Origin of the sequence: Cyanobium sp. ATX 6E8, from assembly GCF_024346335.1 — a bacterium.
Lineage (GTDB): Bacteria > Cyanobacteriota > Cyanobacteriia > PCC-6307 > Cyanobiaceae > Cyanobium_A.
On record NZ_JAGQCT010000010.1, the window covers coordinates 52,943 to 71,512 of the forward strand.

Annotated in this window: 17 protein-coding genes and 1 pseudogene; 7 read left to right on the top strand and 11 right to left on the bottom strand. The window is 67.3% G+C overall.

The annotated features are described in order from the left end of the window. Positions 1 to 3 precede the first annotated feature (3 nt). The 4 genes and pseudogenes from KBY70_RS09465 to KBY70_RS09480 form a co-directional block, all read right to left on the bottom strand. A pseudogene (locus KBY70_RS09465) lies at positions 4 to 804 on the bottom strand (nitrate ABC transporter ATP-binding protein); the annotation flags it as partial. A 1-nt stretch (position 805) separates the two neighbouring features. Then, positions 806 to 1,636, bottom strand: a complete 831-nt coding sequence (gene ntrB / locus KBY70_RS09470) for a nitrate ABC transporter permease (protein ID WP_094558915.1) — start codon at positions 1,634 to 1,636, stop codon at positions 806 to 808. Between the two features lie 66 nt (positions 1,637 to 1,702). After that, positions 1,703 to 3,019: a CmpA/NrtA family ABC transporter substrate-binding protein gene (locus KBY70_RS09475; RefSeq protein WP_094558914.1), complete on the bottom strand. Its 1,317-nt coding sequence runs from the start codon at positions 3,017 to 3,019 to the stop codon at positions 1,703 to 1,705. Positions 3,020 to 3,181: 162 nt separating this feature from the next. Further along, positions 3,182 to 4,222, bottom strand: a complete 1,041-nt coding sequence (locus KBY70_RS09480; protein WP_254988353.1) for an anthranilate phosphoribosyltransferase — start codon at positions 4,220 to 4,222, stop codon at positions 3,182 to 3,184. Positions 4,223 to 4,471: 249 nt separating this feature from the next. On the opposite strand from KBY70_RS09480, the gene KBY70_RS09485 reads away from it, so the two are divergent. The 4 genes from KBY70_RS09485 (at position 4,472) to KBY70_RS09505 (ending at position 8,885) form a co-directional block, all read left to right on the top strand. Continuing rightward, the gene (locus KBY70_RS09485; protein ID WP_094558912.1) at positions 4,472 to 6,019 is read left to right on the top strand and encodes a ferredoxin--nitrite reductase; all 1,548 of its coding nucleotides are present in this window, start codon (positions 4,472 to 4,474) and stop codon (positions 6,017 to 6,019) included. 78 nt (positions 6,020 to 6,097) lie between these two features. After that, positions 6,098 to 7,462 carry a CbiX/SirB N-terminal domain-containing protein gene (locus tag KBY70_RS14405; protein WP_261356059.1) on the top strand — a complete coding sequence of 455 codons (1,365 nt, stop codon included), beginning with the start codon at positions 6,098 to 6,100 and terminating at the stop codon, positions 7,460 to 7,462. Then, positions 7,459 to 8,247 carry a uroporphyrinogen-III C-methyltransferase gene (gene cobA, locus KBY70_RS09500; RefSeq protein WP_254988311.1) on the top strand — a complete coding sequence of 263 codons (789 nt, stop codon included), beginning with the start codon at positions 7,459 to 7,461 and terminating at the stop codon, positions 8,245 to 8,247. The genes KBY70_RS14405 and cobA overlap by 4 nt, the downstream gene beginning before the upstream one ends. Positions 8,248 to 8,408: 161 nt before the next feature. Further along, positions 8,409 to 8,885 (top strand): redox protein, encoded by a 477-nt coding sequence (locus KBY70_RS09505; RefSeq protein ID WP_094559194.1) that lies wholly within the window; start codon positions 8,409 to 8,411, stop codon positions 8,883 to 8,885. On the opposite strand, the gene KBY70_RS09510 is transcribed toward KBY70_RS09505, so the two are convergent. The 7 genes from KBY70_RS09510 to KBY70_RS09540 form a co-directional block, all read right to left on the bottom strand. Beyond that, positions 8,842 to 9,747 (bottom strand): transglutaminase family protein, encoded by a 906-nt coding sequence (locus KBY70_RS09510; RefSeq protein ID WP_254988312.1) that lies wholly within the window; start codon positions 9,745 to 9,747, stop codon positions 8,842 to 8,844. The two genes, KBY70_RS09505 and KBY70_RS09510, sit on opposite strands and share 44 nt — an antisense overlap. Then, complete coding sequence (locus KBY70_RS09515; protein ID WP_094558908.1) at positions 9,732 to 10,691, bottom strand: alpha-E domain-containing protein; 960 nt, start codon at positions 10,689 to 10,691, stop codon at positions 9,732 to 9,734. The genes KBY70_RS09510 and KBY70_RS09515 overlap by 16 nt, the downstream gene beginning before the upstream one ends. Beyond that, a complete protein-coding gene (locus KBY70_RS09520) occupies positions 10,685 to 12,136 on the bottom strand; it encodes a circularly permuted type 2 ATP-grasp protein (RefSeq protein ID WP_094558907.1) in 1,452 nt (483 codons plus the stop codon). The genes KBY70_RS09515 and KBY70_RS09520 overlap by 7 nt, the downstream gene beginning before the upstream one ends. A gap of 91 nt (positions 12,137 to 12,227) precedes the next feature. Then, the gene (ureC, locus tag KBY70_RS09525; protein ID WP_094558906.1) at positions 12,228 to 13,940 is read right to left on the bottom strand and encodes an urease subunit alpha; all 1,713 of its coding nucleotides are present in this window, start codon (positions 13,938 to 13,940) and stop codon (positions 12,228 to 12,230) included. Between the two features lie 25 nt (positions 13,941 to 13,965). After that, complete coding sequence (locus KBY70_RS09530) at positions 13,966 to 14,283, bottom strand: urease subunit beta (protein WP_094558905.1); 318 nt, start codon at positions 14,281 to 14,283, stop codon at positions 13,966 to 13,968. 15 nt (positions 14,284 to 14,298) lie between these two features. Next, positions 14,299 to 14,601 carry an urease subunit gamma gene (locus tag KBY70_RS09535; RefSeq protein ID WP_094558904.1) on the bottom strand — a complete coding sequence of 101 codons (303 nt, stop codon included), beginning with the start codon at positions 14,599 to 14,601 and terminating at the stop codon, positions 14,299 to 14,301. Between the two features lie 51 nt (positions 14,602 to 14,652). Further along, positions 14,653 to 15,597 (bottom strand): urease accessory protein UreD, encoded by a 945-nt coding sequence (locus KBY70_RS09540; RefSeq protein ID WP_254988315.1) that lies wholly within the window; start codon positions 15,595 to 15,597, stop codon positions 14,653 to 14,655. Positions 15,598 to 15,650: 53 nt separating this feature from the next. Here KBY70_RS09540 and KBY70_RS09545 point away from each other — a divergent pair, with 53 nt between their 5' ends. From KBY70_RS09545 to KBY70_RS09555, 3 genes are read left to right on the top strand one after another with little or no spacing between them, the layout of a single operon-like run. Continuing rightward, positions 15,651 to 17,282 (top strand): alpha/beta hydrolase, encoded by a 1,632-nt coding sequence (locus KBY70_RS09545; RefSeq protein WP_254988316.1) that lies wholly within the window; start codon positions 15,651 to 15,653, stop codon positions 17,280 to 17,282. A gap of 58 nt (positions 17,283 to 17,340) precedes the next feature. Further along, on the top strand, positions 17,341 to 17,859 hold the full coding sequence (ureE, locus tag KBY70_RS09550; RefSeq protein ID WP_254988317.1) for an urease accessory protein UreE: 519 nt from the start codon (positions 17,341 to 17,343) through the stop codon (positions 17,857 to 17,859). Beyond that, positions 17,849 to 18,565, top strand: a complete 717-nt coding sequence (locus KBY70_RS09555) for an urease accessory protein UreF (RefSeq protein WP_094558900.1) — start codon at positions 17,849 to 17,851, stop codon at positions 18,563 to 18,565. The genes ureE and KBY70_RS09555 overlap by 11 nt, the downstream gene beginning before the upstream one ends. Positions 18,566 to 18,570: the final 5 nt, after the last annotated feature.

Consider the following 18,570-nt stretch of genomic DNA (forward strand, 5'->3'; position numbering starts at 1 on the left):
GTGGGCGGCGGCTTGTTGTTTGAGACGGCGCTGCTCCTGCAGGAAATGGATCAGCTCGGCGCGCAGGTGGTAGTAATCGGGATGGTTCATCACCGCCAGCCGGTCGCGGGGGCGTGGCAGCGGCACGTCCACGATCCGGCCGATACCGGCGGCCGGGCCGTTGCGCAGACACACCACCCGGTCGGAGAGCAGCAGGGCTTCATCCACGTCGTGGGTCACCATCACGGCGGTGAGCTGCGACTCCTGGCAGATCTGCATCAGCTGCTGCTGCAGGTTGCCGCGGGTGAGGGCATCGAGGGCGCCGAACGGTTCATCCAGCAGCAGCAACGTGGGCCGGATCGCCAGGGCCCGGGCGATCGCCACTCGCTGCTTCATGCCGCCGGAGAGTTCGGCTGGGAATTTCTGAGCTGCAGCGGTGAGATTCACCAGCTGGATGTTGCGCTCCACGATCTCCCGCCGCTCGGCTGGGTTGACCTTGGGGTACACGGTGTCCACCGCCAGGGCGATGTTCTGGCGCACCGTGAGCCAGGGCAGCAGCGAGTAGTTCTGGAACACCACCATCCGCTCCGGCCCCGGATCGGCGACCTGGCGGCCATGCATCAGGATGCCGCCCTCGGTGGCCTGGCTGAGGCCAGCCATCAGGTTGAGCAGGGTGCTCTTGCCGCAGCCGGAGTGGCCGATCAGGGTGACAAACTCGCCGGCGCGGATGTCGAGATTCACATCCTGCAGGGCCACGTATCGGCCGCCGTCATCGAGGTTGAAGGTCTGGGTGACGGCATCAACCGTGAGCAGTCCGGTGGCCATCTCAGCTGGCCCCCTTGCTCACCTTGCGGCCCACCCAGGCCACCAGTCGGTCGAGCAGCAGACCCACCACCCCCACGTAGAGAATGGCCAGGATGATTTGGCTGGAGCTTGATTCGCCACCGGCGTTGTAGGCATCCCAGATGAAATAGCCGATGCCACCGTCGGCCTTGAGCATCTCGGCGGCCACGATGGCCAGCCAGGCCAGACCCACGGCAATCCGCAGACCCGTGAACACGTAGGGAACCGTGGCTGGAATCACGATGTTGCGGATGTAGGCCCGCTTGCTCAGGCGCAGCACCCGGGCCACGTTGGTGTAGTCCTGGGGGATCTCTTGGATGCCCACAGCGGTGTTGATGATGATCGGCCAGATCGCCGTGATGAAGATCACGAAGATGGCCGAGGTGTTGGCGTCCTGAAACACCATCAGCGAAATGGGGAACCACGCCAATGGCGGCACCGTGCGCAGCACCTGCACCACCGGATCGAAGCCCTTGCCGGCGAAGCGGTTGAGGCCGAGCAAGCCGCCAATGCCGATGCCCACCAGGGCAGCCAGGCCATAGCCCACAGCCACCCGTTGTAGGGAGATCAGGATCTGCCAGCCCAGGCCCTTGCTGGTGCCGCCCTCATCAAAGAAGGGCTGGCTGATGTAGGGATCCCAGGTGTTCGCAATCACGTTGATCGGGCCTGGAAGACGGGCTTGGCCGAGAAAGGCGGAGAGGATCTGCCAGGCCAGTAGAAAGGCGCCGATGCAGAGGAGATAGGGCAGGGCCTGCTTGAGCGCAGGCAGGCCGGAACGCCTGCGCCGCTGTCCTGGGCTGAGCGTCGTGGTCATCAATGGGAAGGGGAACGCGTGAGCTGGAAGGGGTGATGGGGTGGGCCGGCGATGGGCGCCGGCGATCTACTTCAAGGTTTTGAAGGTGAGGCTGGCCAGATAGCCCTTGGGGTCTGCCGGATCGAACACCACGCCGTCGAAGAACGTTTCCTTGCCGCGGGAATCGCTGGCGGGAATGGCCTGCGCCTGACCGATGGCGGTGGCGGCCTCACGCCACAGATCGGAGCGGTTCACACGGTCGATCAAGGCCTTGGTGTCGGTGTTTGCGGGCAGATAGCCCCAGCGGATGTCCTCGGTGAGGAACCAAAGATCGTGGCTCTTGTAGGGGAAGGAGTGAGAGTTTTGGTCACTCCAGAAGTGCATTTTCAGCGGAGTGTTCGCCACCTTGCGCCCGTCTCCGTAGTCGAAGCTGCCGGCCAGTCGGGGCTTGATGTCTTCCACGCTGCACCTGAAGTAGCGGTCTCTCGAGGTGATCTCGCAGAGTTCATCGAGATTGGCAGGGTCCTCGCACCAGATCTGGGCCTCCTGGACGGCCATCAGCAAGGCCTTTGCCGCCTTGGGGTTTTTGTCCACCCAATCGGAGCGCATCGAGAAGGCCTTTTCAGGATGGTCTTTCCACAGTTCGCCGGTGATGGCTCCTGTATAGCCAAGCTTCTGATTTACGGTGCGCTGGTTCCAGGGCTCGCCCACGCAGAACGTGTCCATGGTGCCGGTTTGCATGTTGGCCACCATCTGGGCTGGTGGGACCACCACCAGGTCGGCTTCGGTGGCCGGATTCACGCCATTGGCTGCCAGCCAGTAACGCATCCATAGATCATGCGTTCCACCTGGGAAAGTCATGGCGGCTTTCAGCAGTTTGCCGCTGGCTTTTTTCCTCTCGGCAATTTGTTTGATCTTCGGGTCTTTGATGGTGACCTTCTCGGCCAGGAATTCATTGGAGAGTGAGAGGCCTTGGCCATTCACATTGAGCCGAGCCAAGATATACATCGGCAACGGCTTCTGGCTCTTGGTGATGGAACCTGTGGTGAGCAGGTAGGGCATCGGTGTGAGGATGTGAGCGCCGTCAATGCCGCCCCGTTCACTGCCAAGTTCCAGGTTGTCGCGGGTGCCAGCCCAGGAGGTTTGCTTCACCACCTTCACTTCGGGCATGCCGTGTTTGGCAAAGAAACCCTTCTCGGAGGCAATGATCAGCGGGGAGGCATCGGTGAGGGCGATGAAGCCCAGGGTGGCGCCTGGGACTTCGGGAGCGTCAACGCCGCTGGCCGAGCTGGTGGCTTGAATTTCAGGTTTCTTGCCAGGGCCGCCACAGGCGGCGAGCCAGAGGGCACCGGCCGCCGAGCCAGCGGCAGTGAGCAGAAACTTGCGGCGCGAAAAATTGGACATGTGTTGCGGAGCGGCGTGGATGCTGCCGGAGTGATGGCGAACTGCACTCCGGTCGGGCTCCACAACAAAGCGCACCGAACCGGCCAAAAGATCAGGTCGGCGCATGAGCTGACCGACCCAACTAAGACACCACGCTGGCCCGCCAGGGGAGAGTGGCGGTTGCTACCGATTGGCCAATGTCTGCCGGAGGCGCTCGCCACTGCGGGCTGCCAGCAGGGCGCGGGCCTGTTCGAGGGCTGCGGGCAGGCTGTCGATCTGATCGCTGAGCCAGAGGTAAGCGCCCAGATTCCAGAGCAGTGGCCCGGCCAGGGGGCCTTCGCTTGTCAGCGCAGCCAGCGCCTGCGCTTGCCAGGTTGCCAGGCTTTCCCAGGCCACGTCATCGCCATGGAGGCCGTGGTCGCGCGGGTGCAGCAACAGCCTCTCCACGCTTCCCTGGCGCAGCCGGGCGGTGATGCCGGCGCGGCTGGAGGGGAGGTCGGTGGACCCCTCCAGTCCCTTCACGGTGAGCACGTCGGCCTCGCCGGCCAGCTCCAGCGCTTCCCAGGCCCGCTTCTCCGTGGGGGGATGCACGAAGCCGCTGATCAACAGATGCTGGTCCCGGTGGGGTGTCCACAGCAGTTCCAGGCTGGCCACCGGCGGACGCTTGCCGATTTCATCGCGGGCCGGCACCAGGCGCTCGGCCGCCGGGAAGTGGTCGGGCTGGTGGGTGAGTGCCAGGTTGTGCAGATCCAACCTCTCCTGCACAGCAGTGAGTGTGAGCCCGCGCCAGGTGATGCCGAGCGCTGCAAACAGTTCCGCCAGGGTGACGCCGTATTTCACCGGCATCGGATCACCGCCATGCAGCACCACCGGCAGCCCGCTGCTGGCCAGCAGCAGCGCCAGCAGCGGCAGCAGCGGTGCGGTGCGGCTGCGGCCGTCGTAGGGCACCCCGAAACTGAGCGCCCGCTTGCCTGGGGTTTCCAGCACCGGGCCGTTCTGTCTGTAGCTATCGAGCATGCCCGCCAGCTCAATGGGCAGCGGCCTGCGGATGCGGTGGGCGATCAGAAAGGCACCCAGCTGGGCTTCGCTCACCTTGCCTTGGAGCATCAGGTCTGTGGCGATGCGGGCCTCGTCCCGGCTGAGTCCGGTGCTGGTGTGTTCGCCACTGCCCACCTTGCCGATCAGCTCGCGGAACTGGGCCCGAGCCCCTCCGAGGGCCTGCAGCTGTTGGTCTCGGCGGCTGCTGATGTTCGGTAGCGGTTGCGACACGGACAGCGGGCGCCTCAGCGCACAATCTCGTTGATTTTCAGCAAGGAAATCATCCAGCACGGAAGTCTGCGCCGCCGCCATGGGTGCCACTTCCCTGTTTTTGTTCCCGACGGCGTAGCTCTCATCGGCGCTTGCTCGGGTCCCACAGGCCCTTCCCGGCCTGCCTGGGACGTCCGACGTTCCTTTGCGCCCCCGCTGCCGCCAATGACCAGCGTTTCTGTTTCTTCCCCGCCTGTGCTCAGCAAGGTGGAGCAGGCCAAAGCCGATCTCTGCGGCCTCGAGTTGGCGCCCCGATTGGAGGAGCTGGGCCGCCAGGGCTGGGAAGCCCTGGACGAGGCCACCCTCACGATCCGGCTGAAGTGGCTGGGCATCTTCTTCCGGCCGGTGACCCCTGGGCGCTTTATGGTGCGGCTGCGCCTGCCCAATGGCGTGATCAGCGCCGAGCAGCTGGCGGTGCTGGCCGATGTGATCGACCGCTGCGGCGAGCACGGCAGTGCCGACCTCACCACCCGCCAGAACATCCAGCTGCGGGGCTTGCTGCTCGAAGACATGGCGCCCTTGATGGCGGCGCTGGAGGGGGTGGGACTGACCAGCCGCCAGTCGGGCCACGACAACCCGCGCAACGTCACCGGCAATCCCCTGGCCGGCATCGATCCTGAGGAAATCGTCGACACCCGGCCCCTGGTGGACGCCATCCAGGCGGCGCTGCTGGGTCCGGCCGGCCCGCGCAACCTGCCCCGCAAGTTCAACGTGGCCGTCGGCGGCGCCCCCGACAGCTTTCTCCTCCACAACGACCTGGCCTTCCTGCCGGCCCACCACAACGGCGCGCTGGGCTTCACGGTGATGGTGGGCGGTTTCTTCTCGGCCCAGCGCAACGAACTGGCGATCCCGCTGGGGCTGTGGCTGCCGGCCGAGCAGCTACCCGGCTTCACCCTGGCGGTGCTGCGCCACTACGAGCGCTCCGGCAATCGCCAGCAGCGCAACAAGAGCCGGTTGATGTATCTGATCGACCAGCTGGGTGTGGAGAGCTATCGCCAGGCGGTGCTCAGCACCTGGGCGGAGTTAGGCGGCGATCCCGCCACCGCTGCCGCCCACGACGGCAGCCATCTGGTGACCCGGGCGCCCCGCGATGGCCTGGGTGTGCAATCTCAAAAGCAGCAGGGCCTGCACTGGGCGGGGCTGCATGTGCCGATGGGGCGCCTGGATGCCGAGGGGATGGTGGAGCTGGCCCGGCTGGCCCGCATCTATGGCAGCGGCGAGCTGCGGCTCACCGAGGCCCAGAACGCCCTGATTGTGAATGTGCCGGCCGAGCGTCTCGAGGCCCTGCTGGCCGAACCGCTGCTGCAGCGCTTCCGCCCCGATCCCTCGCCCCTGCAGGCCGAGGCGGTGAGCTGCACCGGCAACGCCTACTGCAGCTTCGCCCTGATCCCCACCAAGGGAGCCGCCCAGGCGGTGCTGGAGGAGCTGGAGCAGCGCGTCGAGCTGCCCCATGCGGTGCGGATGCACTGGACCGGCTGCCCCAACGCCTGCGGCCAGCCCTACATGGGCCAGATCGGCCTGATGGGCGCCAAGGCCCGCAAGGACGGCGAGATGGTGGAGGCCGCCAAGATTTTTCTGGGCGGCTCGATGGATGCCGAGCCGAAGCTGGCCGAGCTGCACGACAAGGGCGTGCCGCTCAGCGACCTGCCGGATGTGCTGGAGCAGTTGCTGGTGGAGCGCTTCGGCGCCCGCCGCCGGCCAATGCCAGCGTGAATTGTTGATCCAACCTCTCCGGGGCCAGATCCAGCACCGCAGCCTCGCCATTTTGCCAAGCTTTCCCGACCCGGCGGTATGCATCGTTTGAACCACGCCGATGCGCCGTTGCGGTTGCCACCTTGCGGCCATCCGGATCGCTTGCCGGAGCTGCAGCGCTGGCGCCGGACGTCCGGGTGGCAAGCCGCTGGCTGGGTGGCCGCGATTGAGGCTGGCTCCGTTGCCGTCGATGTTGACGTCCTCACGGTGCTGGCAGAACGCCTAGATGGGCCATCGGCCCTGCGCCTGCTGCGTTGGTGGTGGCAGCTACCCAGCCCTGATCCCCGCTGGCCGGCATTGATCGGCGGGGTTCGCGATCCTTTGCTGGCGGCCTGGCTGCGGGATCGCCTGGCCAGTCCAGACCAGTCTGGAGCCCCTGAGATGAGCGCTTGCCTGTTGCCGTTGCTGGGCTTCCAGCGCCAGCCCCAGGACGGGGCGCTCTTGGCCCGTTGGGCCTTGGCTCCGCAGCCCGGTGCGGTGCGGCGCGCGGCCCTGGAGGGGTTGGCCGTTGGCCTCAGTGCCTGGCCGCAGGCCGCCCTGGCCAACTGGCTGCGCCGCCTCGCCACCGACCACGATTCGTCGCTCGCCGCTGCAGCCGTCGATTTGCTGGCCCGTTTGCCCGCGGCCCGTGCCCAGTTGGTCGCCCTGGCAGGTGTGCCCCTGGATGCTGCGGTGGAGCAGCGGCGTCAGCGGCGGCTGGCGGCTCTGTCCCTCCCCCAGGCCCTGGCCAGCTCCCTGCTGCTGGTGGTGCACGGCCGCGCCGGCGGGGTGGTGCCTCCGGAGCTGCTGGAGCTGGCGGCTGAGCTGGAGCGGCGTCGGCGAGCGCCGGTGTTGCTACAGGCCCTCACCGGCGAGCCCCCCGGGCGACCTGCTGCTGTGGGCGAGGCCAGCGCGTTGCCGCTCACCCTGGTGCCCCTGATGCTCCTGCCAGGCGGCCATGTGCGCCACGACATTCCCGCCATTGCCGCCCATTGGCGGCTTCAGGGCCCCGTGCGGCGGCTGCCTTTCTTAGGCGCCTGGCCCGCCTGGCAACGCGCCCTGGCCGCCGAGATGGCGGAGCTGTGCGAGCGAGCGGCCCAGCCACCCGCTCAGCCGCCCCCCCAGCCCCTGCTGCTGCACCATCCCCTGGAGGGCCCTCTGGCCCGGCGTTTCCTCGCCCATCTGGAGGCGTGCACCGGCGCCCGCTGCGTGCCCGCTTCATACAGTGACCCCAGTGGCGAGGGTCTCCTGAGCAGCCTGATCCCAGCCCCGCTCTCCGGCGCTCCAGCACCGCCGCCTCTGCTGCCCCTGGCCCTGGCCGCCAACCGGCTCACCGACAGCCTCGCCTCCCTGGTGGGTCCGCCGTTGTTGCAGCGCGCTCGCTTTCGTCAGCTGCTGCTGGCCGAGCTGGAGGCCCTGCCATGAGCGGCGCCAACCCGCCGGGCACGGTGTATCTGGTGGGGGCGGGCCCGGGGGATCCCGATCTGCTCACGGTGAAGGCCCAGCGCCTGCTGCAGCAGTGCGACGCGCTGGTGTACGACTCGCTCGTGCCGCGCGAGGTGCTGGCCCTGGTGCCGGACAGCGCCGAGAAGCATTTCGTGGGCAAGCGCCGCGGCCACCACTCGGTGCCCCAGCCCTCCACCAATGCGGTGCTGGTGGAGCTGGCGGGCCGGTGCCGCTGCGTGGTGCGCCTCAAGGGCGGCGATCCGTTTTTGTTTGGCCGCGGCGGTGAGGAAGCCGCCCACCTGGAGCGCCAGGGGGTGCCCGTGGAGGTGGTGCCGGGGGTGACCGCGGGCATCGCTGCTCCGGCCTACGTGGGCATTCCCGTGACCCACCGGCGGGCCGGCAGCTCCGTCACGTTTGTGACCGGCCATGAGGAGATCGACAAGGCCCGGCCCAGCGTCGACTGGCGCGGCCTGGCCCGCAGCAGCGACGGCCTGGTGATTTATATGGGGCTGCACAACCTGCCCCACATCTGCGAAGAGTTGATCGCCGGTGGCCTCGATCCGTCGACGCCCGCTGCTGCGGTGCAACAGGGCACGGTGCGCGGCCAGCGCTGGGTGATTGCCGAGTTGGCCCAGCTGGCGGTTGAGGTGTGCCGCGCGGAGTTGGCCTCCCCCTCGATCGTGGTGATCGGGGAAGTGGTGAATCAACGGGTGGCGTCCTGTGCTCCCGAGCCGGCGGCGGTGGAGATGCCGATCCCCTTCTGAGCCAGCCACGCGCAACCAGCCAGGGAACTGGCCTGTGGGAACGGGGATTGGGTAGTCGATGCAACGGCCGGGATCAGGGGTCGTACGGTTCATTAAGCCATTGCTTTGGTGCCGGTTGGTCGGCACCTCTTCCCATGTCCGCCACCCCCAAGACGGCGCCGATGTTTGAGCTGGTCCCCTATGAGAAGTTTCGCGATACCCCGGCAGTTCGCTTTTTCGACATCACCGTCGCCAGCTCGAATGCCCGCGATCTGGTGATCCACTCCGGTCCGGCGGTTAGCCCCCCCGATGAGGAGAAGACCGGTGCCTGGCAGTTCTATCTGCATCCCCACCAGGAGGACAACCTGCTGGCCCTGCATGGCGGGCGCACCTTTTATCTGGTGAATTTCGGCTGGAACTATCCCTTCCACATCGTGCGCCTCGAGACCGGTGGCGACATCCTGCGCATTCCCCCCGGCACCTTCCATCGCTCGGTGTCCGATCACGATGGCTCGGTGGTGCTCAACCAGGCCGTGCGCGAGGAGGGTGCATCGGTGCTGCGCGAATTCCGCGTTTACAACAGCCGTCGCATTCCCCGGCTGTTTGCCACCACCTTCAAGACGGCACCCCTGCCGAAGTTGCATGGAGTGAGCTGGTAAGCGCCGGCTCCTCAATCTCCGCTTCAATGCTCCACTCCAGGGCGCTTTCAACGCCGGCGGGGCCGGAGAAGCTGCCCGTGATGGCGGCCGTGAGTTCGGGCTTGGAGGAGGTGGCCAGGGTGATGTAGCGATCGTCGATCACACCTATGCCGCTGGGGTCGAAGCCCCGCCAGCCGGCGCCGGGCAGGTACACCTCCGCCCAGGCGTGTAGGTCGTAGCGCTCGGGTTTCGGCTCCACCAGGTGGTAGCCGCTCACGAAGCGGGCCGGCAGCCCGACGCAGCGGCAGGATTCCACCATCAGCATGGCCAGGTCGCGGCAGGAGCCCACCCGCTCCTTGAGGGTGCGCCCGGCAGGCCAGGCGGGGCCCACGTGGCGCTGGGTGTATTTGACCCGGTCTTGGATCATTTCCACCAGCTGCTGCAGAAACATCAAGGCCCGCTGATCGCTCCCCATCAGGGCTTCCTGGGCCACGTCCACCGCCGCGGGATCGTGCTGGCCATTGGGTAGCCAGCCCTCGAGGCTGCCGGCCAGGTCGCCGTTCAGATGGCCCACCGGATAGGGCAGCAGCGGCTCGTTGTCTTCCAGGCAGGCCTGCAGCAGCGGCGCTGTTTCGGTGTCCACCAGGCTGCTGGCCCGCACGGTGAAGGCGTCTGCGGCACCACTGAAGCGGGCCCGCAAAATCTCATCACCACTGGCCGCCACTAGGGGATAGAGCCGCCCCGGCTCCGGGCTGATGGCCAGCTGGAAATCCAACAGTCGCTGGAATCCATGGCCCCTGGGCTTCAGGCAGAAGCGGTGTGGTCCCAGCAGCACGGGTGCGCTGTACCGGTAGGTGAAGGTGTGGATTACGCGGGCACGCATGCGGGCTCGGCGATGAAGTAGCGCTGCTCGATCAGATCATGGAGTCGGTTGAGGTCGCTCTGCAGGGCGTCAATCGATTCATGCAGTCCTCCGGCGATCAGCTCGTCGATGGAGGTGTAGCTCCAGCGGGCCAGGGTCAGCCCACTGAGGCATTCCAGATCATCCGGAGCCCCAGGCACTGCTTGGCCGCGCACGATCTTGAGGGCTTCGTTGATGCGCTCGAGGCAGTAGCGCACCGACCGCGGGAAGATCGGGTCGAGCAGCAGAAAGGACGCCACCGCTTTGGGTTCGATCGCCTGCTGGCGCGACTGGCGGAACATCTGATAAGCCCCGGCGCTGCGCAGCAGGGAGATCCACTGCAGTTCATCCAGCACGCCACCCACCTCATCGGGGGAGGGCAGCAGCAGGAAGTACTTCACATCGAGGATGCGGGTCGTTTTTTCAGCCCGCTCCAGCACCCGTCCCAGCCGGCTGAACTGCCAGGAGAGGTCGCGGCTGAGGGTGGCATCGGTGATGCCATAGAAGAGTTGGCAAGCGCGGCGGATGTCGCGCAGCTGCTCCTGGGGCGGCTGCTTCCAGAAGCCCTCGTTGTCGAGCAGGGTCCAATAGATGTCGTTGAGTTGCTCCCACATTTCGGTGGTGATCACCTCGCGGATCTGACGGGCGTTTTCCCGGGCGATGGCGATGCAGTTCACCACGCTGTTGGGGTTGTCCTCGGCCCGCACCAGAAACTCCACCACCTGGTCGGCTCCACCGGTTGGATAGAGGCGATCAAACAGCTCCCGTTCGCCACTGGCATCCACCAAGGGCAACCAGGGCTCGGCACTGCCGGGCGGGCAGTCGAGTGCCATGGCTTCGCTCACCTCCACAAAGCGCGAGATGTTTTCGGCTCGCTCCACGTAGCGGTTGATCCAGTAGAGCGAATCGGCAACGCGGCTCAGCATGGCAAGGCCTCCTCGTTCTCGCTGACGATCCAGGTGTCCTTGCAACCGCCCCCCTGGGAGGAGTTCACCACCAGCGAACCCCGGCGCAGGGCCACGCGGGTGAGGCCGCCGGGGCTGACCCAGGCCCCCTTGCCGCGCAGCACGTAGGGCCGCAGATCGACGTGGCAGGGGAACAGTTCGCCCTCGCTCAACGACGGAACGGTGGAGAGCTCCAGGGTGGGCTGGGCGATGTAATTGCGGGGATCGGCCTGGATCTTGGCGGCGAATTCAGCGATCTCCTCGCCACTGGCATGGGGGCCAATCAACATGCCGTAGCCGCCGGCCTCGGCCACCGCCTTCACCACCAGCTCACCCAGGTGGGCCAGCACATAGGTGCGGTCGTCCTCCCGGGAGCAGAGATAGGTGGGCACGTTTTCGATGATCGGTTCTTCGCCCAGGTAGTAGCGGATCATCTCCGGCACGTAGGCGTAGATCAGCTTGTCGTCGGCGACGCCGGTACCGGGCGCATTGGCGATCGCCACCCGGCCGGCCCGGTAGGCCGACATCAGGCCGCGCACTCCCAGCATCGAATCGCTGCGGAACACCGCTGGATCGAGGAAGTCGTCGTCGATGCGCCGGTAGATCACATCCACCGGTTCGAGGCCGGCAGTGCTGCGCATCCACACCCGGTCGTCTTGGCACACCAGATCGCGCCCTTCCACCAGCTGGATGCCCATCTGTTGGGCCAGGTAGCTGTGCTCGAAATAGGCGCTGTTGAACACCCCGGGGGTGAGCAGCACCACCTTGGGGGTGTCGGTCCAGGGGGCGAGCTCCCGCAGGGTCTGCAGCAGGTGGGAGGGGTAGTCGTCGATCGGTTGCACCGTGCGCCCTGAGAACAGGCTCGGGAACATCCGCTTCATCACCCGCCGGTTTTCCAGGAAGTAGGCCACGCCTGAGGGACAGCGCAGGTTGTCTTCCAGCACGCGCCAGGTGCCCTGGCCGTCGCGCACCAGATCCAGGCCGGAGATGTGGCACCAGCGGCCCAGGGGCGGCTCGAATCCCTGCAGCTGGGGGCGCCAGCCCTGGGAGCTTTCGACGTCTTCGCGGGGAATCACGCCGTCGCCCAGGATCCGCTGGGGCCCGTAGACGTCGGCCAAGAAGAGGTCAATGGCCTCGAGGCGCTGAAACAGGCCTCGCTCCAGGGTCCGCCAGTCGCCGCTGCTGATCAGGCGGGGCAGGGGGTCGAAGGGAAGGATGCGCTCACCAACATGGCTGCCGGAGCCGTTGAGGCGAAAGGTGGCCCCCAGGCGCCGCAGCAGCACGCCGGCCGCGGCGTGGTTGCGGTTGAGTTCATCGAGGCCCAGTTGGCCCAGGGAGGACAGCAGGGGGCTCAGGGCGCTGCGCGGCACATCGACGGCGCTGAAGTATTCGTCGTAGCCCCCACTGGGTTTGTATTCGGTAAACATGCCGGACCACTGGGCGTGGCGGGATCATGTCCAGCCGTGGGGGTCAGTGCCGGTGTGGGTTGCTACGAAAGATCAGCAACAGCAGATCTCGCTACAAAAGAAAGTAGCGCTGGGCCATCGGCAGCACCTCGGCGGGCTCGCAGGTGAGCAGTTGGCCGTCGGCGAATACCTCGTAGGTCTGGGGGTCCACCTCCACTTTGGGCAGGGCAGTGTTGTTCCTCATCGCGGCCTTGCCGATGCCGCTCCGGGTGTTCACCACCGGCACGCAGGGCCGCTTCAGGCCCAGCTGGCGGGGCACATCGGCATCGAGGGCCGCCTGGCTCAAGAAGGTGAGGCAGCTGGGGGCTAGGGCCGCGCCAAAGGCGGCGAACATCGGCCGGCCGTGCACCGGTCCGGGGGTGGGAATCGAGGCGTTGGCATCACCCATCTGGGCCCACACGATTGAGCCGCCCTTGATCACCAGCTCCGGTTTTACCCCGAAGAAGCCCGGCTTCCACAGCACCAGATCGGCCAGCTTGCCCACCTCCACCGAGCCGATCTGGGAGTCGAGCCCGTGGGCGATCGCCGGATTGATCGTGGTTTTGGCGATGTAGCGCTTGAGCCGGGTGTTGTCGTTGCGTGAGCTGTCTTCCGGCAGCGGCCCCCGCTGCACCTTCATCTTGTGGGCGGTCTGGAAGGTGCGGGTGATCACCTCGCCCACCCGGCCCATGGCCTGGGAGTCGCTGGCGATGATCGAGAAGGCGCCCAGGTCGTGGAGGATGTCTTCGGCGGCGATCGTTTCGCGGCGGATGCGCGACTCGGCGAAGGCCACATCCTCCGGGATCTTGGGATCCAGGTGGTGGCACACCATCAGCATGTCGAGGTGCTCCTCGAGGGTGTTCACCGTGTAGGGCCGGGTGGGGTTGGTGCTGCTGGGCAACACGTTGGCCTCGCCGCAGATCTTGATGATGTCGGGGGCGTGGCCGCCGCCGGCTCCTTCGGTGTGGAAGGTGTGGATCGTGCGGCCGCCGATGGCCCGGATGGTGTCCTCCACGAAACCCGCCTCGTTGAGGGTGTCGGAGTGGATGCACACCTGCACGTCGAGCTGGTCGGCCACCGTGAGGCAGCAGTCGATCGCCGCCGGGGTGGTGCCCCAGTCTTCATGCAGCTTGAGGCCGCAGGCGCCAGCCCGCACCTGCTCCTCGAGCGCCTCGGGGGTGGAGGCGTTGCCCTTGCCGTAGAAGCCCAGGTTCACCGGCAGCCCCTCGGCGGCCTGCAGCATGCGGGCCAGGTGGAAGGCGCCGGGGGTGCAGGTGGTGGCGTTGGTGCCGGTGGCCGGGCCCGTGCCGCCGCCCAGCAGGGTGGTGACGCCACTGGCCAGGGCCGTTTCGATCTGCTGGGGGCAGATGAAGTGGATGTGGCTGTCGATCGAGCCGGCGGTGAGGATGTGGCCCTCGCCGGCGATCGCCTCGGTGCCGGGGCCCACCACGATGGTCACGCCGGCCTGGGTGTCGGGGTTGCCGGCCTTGCCGATGGCGCAGATGCGGCCGTCGCGGATGCCGATGTCGGCCTTCACGATCCCCCACCAATCCAGGATCAGGGCGTTGGTGATCACCGTGTCCACGGCACCTTCGGCTCGGGTGGTTTGGGCCTGGCCCATGCCGTCGCGGATCACCTTGCCGCCGCCGAATTTCACCTCATCGCCGTAAACGGTGAAGTCCTGCTCCACCTCCAGGATCAGCTCGGTGTCGGCCAGCCGCAGCCGATCGCCGGTGGTGGGGCCGTAGGTCTCGGCGTAGGCGCGGCGGGAGATGCGGTAGGCCATGGGTTGGGGATGCGGGGGTCGCGCGTCAGTCGAGGGGGCCGTTCACCAGGCCGTTGAAGCCGAACACGCGGCGCTCGCCGGCAAACGGCACCAGCTGCACCTCGCGGCTGTCGCCGGGCTCGAAGCGGATCGCCGTGCCGGCGGGGATGTCGAGCCGCAGGCCGCGGGTGGCGTCACGGTCGAATCTGAGGGCGCTATTGGCCTCATGAAAGTGGAAGTGGGATCCCACCTGCACCGGCCGATCGCCGCTGTTGGCCACCAGCACGGTGGTGACGGGCCGGCCGGCGTTGAGCTCGAGGTCGCCGGGTTCGGGGAGCAGTTCGCCGGGGATTAGGGGGGCCATCAGGGTGTGGGGGGATCAGCGGATGGGGTCGTGCAGGGTCACGAGCTTGGTGCCGTCGGGAAACATCGCTTCGATTTGCACCTCGCTCACCAGCTCTGGAATGCCTTCCATCACCTGGTCGCGGCTGAGCCAGGTGCTGCCCTCGGCCATCAGGGCAGCCACGCTTTTGCCATCGCGGGCGCCTTCCAGCACCTGGAAGCTGAGCCAGGCCACGGCCTCGGGGTGGTTGAGCTTCAGGCCGCGGTTCAGCCGCCGCTCCGCCAGCAGGGCGGCGGTGACGATCAGCAGCTTGTCCTTTTCCTGGGGGGTGAGGTGCATCGCCCAATTCGCATGGCCCAACTCTGGCAGGGACGGGCTCTGGCGTCCCGTTCAGCTTGAACCTCCTGGGGGTGCTGCCAGGGGCTGTTCCTGAAACGGCCACACCCGCGGGATCGGCGGGGCGGGATGGCCACACACCCGATGGACGCCCGACCAGATGCGGGTGAACCAGAACCGGGCCGCCTGGCTTGAGTCTCCCCGGTAGCGGGCTATCAGCCCCGACTCCAGCAGGCCGCAGGCCATGGTGCCGCTCAGGCCTGCCCTGCTGTTGCGCGCCTGGGCCAGCACGGCGGCGCGGCTCGCCGGGTCGAGGGTGCTCGGTGCGATCCACACCAGCGTGCCGAACACCGGCTGGCCGGCCATGCCGTGCTCCCCGTCCAGGCTGGTCCTTTCCAGGCTGACCGCATCGACCAGTTCCCAACGATTGCTATTGCCGCTCCGGCGGCTGATCTCCAGTCGCGAGCGCCAGCAGCCCTCCCCCAGGTCTTCTCCGGCGGAGCTGCGGCCCAGTCGCACCACGTCGCTGGCCAGGAAACTGGCGCCCTCGGCCAGGCGCACGGCGATCCGCTGCTCCAGCAGGGCGCCGCTGTACATCACCAGTTCCTGCGGCATCCAGTCGAGCCAGCTGTGGCCGTCCAGCTCAAAACTGAGCTGTTGGTGAGCCCAGCGGCCCTGGGGCTGGCTGCGGAAGCGCCCGACCGATCCATACACCTTCTGGGCCGCCACGCTGGTAAGCAGGGCCCGGGCCTGGTTGTGGCTGTGCACCCGCAGCTCCAGCCGGTCGCCCCCCACCAGGCCGCCGGCGGTGTGCAGCAGGGGCAATTCCAGCGAGCCATCGCTGTGGTGGGTGGCCCGCAGCCACTTCAGTGGGGCGCGCGCTCCGGCCTGGTGCTGCACCCGCTCGCCAGCGCCGCCGGAGCCGGGCCGATCCAGTTCCAGCCAGGCCTTGGCCTGCCAGGAGGATTCGGCTGTTGCTTCTGCTGCTTGCAAAGCCACCATTGGCGCGTTCGAGCCTCTTTCCTAGGGTGATTTTGTGTAAGGCCATCACCATGGAACGCTGGCGATCGAGAGAACGCTGGCGATGGAGCTGGTCATGGCGGCTGGCGTTCCTGCTGGCTGGCTGCAGCCTGGCAGGCGCGCCGGCATCGGCAGCCCAGCGGGTCACGGCCCGACTGGGGGAGCTGGAACGCTCGGTTGCGGTGCCGGCCCTGGCGGATTTCGCCCGGACTGGTGCGATCAACCCCGACCTGCGCTTCTTTCTCGATCGCCTCAAGCCAGCCCAGCGTGAGGACCTGCGCACCGCCCTGAGCCAGCCGCTCCCCGTCACGACGGTGATGGTGGCCAACTTTCTCTCCAGGCCGCTGGGGGAGCGCATTCTTCAGCAGTTGGTGAAGGTGCTGGATCGGCCCCCGGCTGTTGCCCAGGCCGCTGTGTCGTCCGCCTTGATCCAGGCGGCGGCTGAGGCGGGCGATGGACAGCTGCGGCTGATTGATGTGTTGGAGGCCTATCCGCTGCCGAGCCTGGGGGTGAATCTCGCGGCGGTGCAGTCGTTGGCTGAGCAGATCAGCCACGAACAGAATCTGCTCAGTCAGCTGTATCCCCGCATGCTGGCGCTGGGCGCTGGATCGCCGCCGGATGGTTTCAGTTTGGAGGCCTGGGCAGGTTCAGGGCAACGCCACTTCAGCACCGAATCCTTTGGGTTCGTTGGTCGTGATGGCAGCCAGGTCGAGGCCCTGGCCTACCTGCCGCAGGCTCCGGCCCCAGCCCCCCTTGTGGTGCTGGCCCCCGGCTTGAACACAGAGATGAACGCCCTGCTCTACCTGGGCCAGCACCTGGCGTCCCACGGCTATGCGGTGGCTGCGCTCAACTTCCCCTTCACCAGTGGCCAGGCGATACAGGCGGCGATTCGGGGCACCGGCACGATTCCCCAGCCCAACGCCTGGTACGGCCAACCCCACACCGTGAGCGACCTGATCGATCAGGTGCAGAGCCGTTGGGGTGAACGGGTGCGCACCGATGCTGTGGGGGTGCTGGGCCAGTCGCTCGGTGGCTACACCGCGGTGGTCCTGGCTGGCGCCAGCCTCGATTGGGACCACCTCAAGCAGGGCTGCAGGGCCCTGGCGGATCCCGCCCGGCTAGTGCTGAATCCAGCGGTGATCTGGCAGTGCCAGGCCCCTGGCGAGGTGGTGGAGCGGCGCGACTTCTGCGATCCCAGGGTGCGGGTGGCCGTGGCCGTGAACCCGGTCACCAATCCGATCTTCAGTGCGGCGTCGATGGCAGACGTGGCGGTACCCCTGCTGGTGATCGCCGGCAGCCAGGATGTTTTTGCTCCGGCTGCGTCCCAGCAGCTTGTGCCTTATTCGGCAATCAGGCAGCCGGATTCCCTGCTGGTGATGCAGCAGCACGGCACCCATCTCTCGTTCCTGGATGGCCCTGCCAGCTTGCCCGCGATTCTGCTGGGGCCGGACAGGGCCTTGGCCCGAACAGAGCTGAGGGGTTTGAGCCTGGCCTTTTTTGATCGTCATCTGCGCACGGACGGCCCGGCCCCGGCTCTGGTGCCGTCAGCGCAGAAAGAGGGCGGCGTGACGATGGGCGCCGATCCCCTGCCCTTGGTGGTGCGTTCCCAGTTGAGCCGCCAGAAGCTGCTTGAGGTGGTGCAGGATCCCCGCCTCACGCCTTAATTGGATCGCTCCAGGATGGATCACGCTTGGAAGGACCACTGCACACCCATTGGCTGCCATGGCTGACCAGCTCCCGGGGCCACTTCAGCTGATTGCCCGCGAGGCCTCCAGGCCGGGCCAGCTGGCCCAGCACTGGCGCCTGCCGCTGCGAGCCCACGAGCGCAGCCAGTTGCGAGGACGGCGGGTGTGCCAGGAAGGCCAGGAGGTGCTGTTGCAGCTCCCCCGCCAGGAACCCCTGCGGCCGGGTGAGTGGTTGTTGCCGGCGCAGGCTTCTGACGCCTCGCTGGGGGTGTCTTCGCCGGGGGTGGCAGTGGAGGTGGTGGCAGCTGAGGAGGATGTGCTGGAGATTGGCTCGCACGACAGCTTGGCCCTGCTGCAGGCGGCCTATCACCTGGGCAATCGCCACGTGGCGATGGAGATCCACGCCGATCGGTTGCTGCTGCTCCACGACAGCGTGCTGGCCGATCTGCTGGAGCATCGCGGGCTTGAGTTGCGGCGGCTGCGGGCACCGTTCTGCCCGGAAGCGGGGGCCTATGCGGGGCACGCTCATTCCCATGCCAGTGACCATGACCACTGAGGGGGCCGGCGGGCCGGCGGCGGCCCGGTTGCGGCTGTTGCAGCTGGTGAGCCCGGCCCTGCCGGTGGGCGCCTTCAGCTATTCCGAGGGCCTGGAGGTGCTGGTTCAGCAGGGTCGCCTGAGCGATGCAGCGGCCCTGTTGCCCTGGCTGCGGGCCGAACTGGAGCGGGGCACCCTGGCGCTGGAAGCTGCCGCCCTCGCTGCGCTGGCTGAGGGGTTGGAGCGCTGGCGTCAGGGCGATGCCGGCGGGGCCACAGCCATGCGCGATCTTGATGGGTGGCTGCTGGCCCTGCGGGAAGCACCGGAGCTGCGGGCTCAGCAGCGCCAGATGGGGGCGTCGCTGCTGCAGCTGCTGGCTGATCTGGGCTGGCCCCTGCCAGAGCTGGAGCCTGGGGCAGCGCCGCCATCCCTGGCCTGGCCGGCGGCCTTCGCTTGGGCGGGGCTGTGCCTGGAGATCGGCTCCCCTGCGCTGGAGGAGGCTTATCTCTACGGCTGGACGGCCAACCAGATCAGCGCCGCCGTGCGCCTTGTACCCCTGGGGGCCACCGAGGGCCAGCGGTTGCAGCTCGGGCTGGCGCCGTTGATTGCCGCCCGCGCCGCTGAGCTGGCGGTCGCTGATCCTGATGCGCTCTGGAGCGGAGGCGTGGGATCGGGCCTGGCCCAGTTGCGCCATGCCGAGCTCTATTCCAGGCTGTTTCGCAGCTGAGGGCC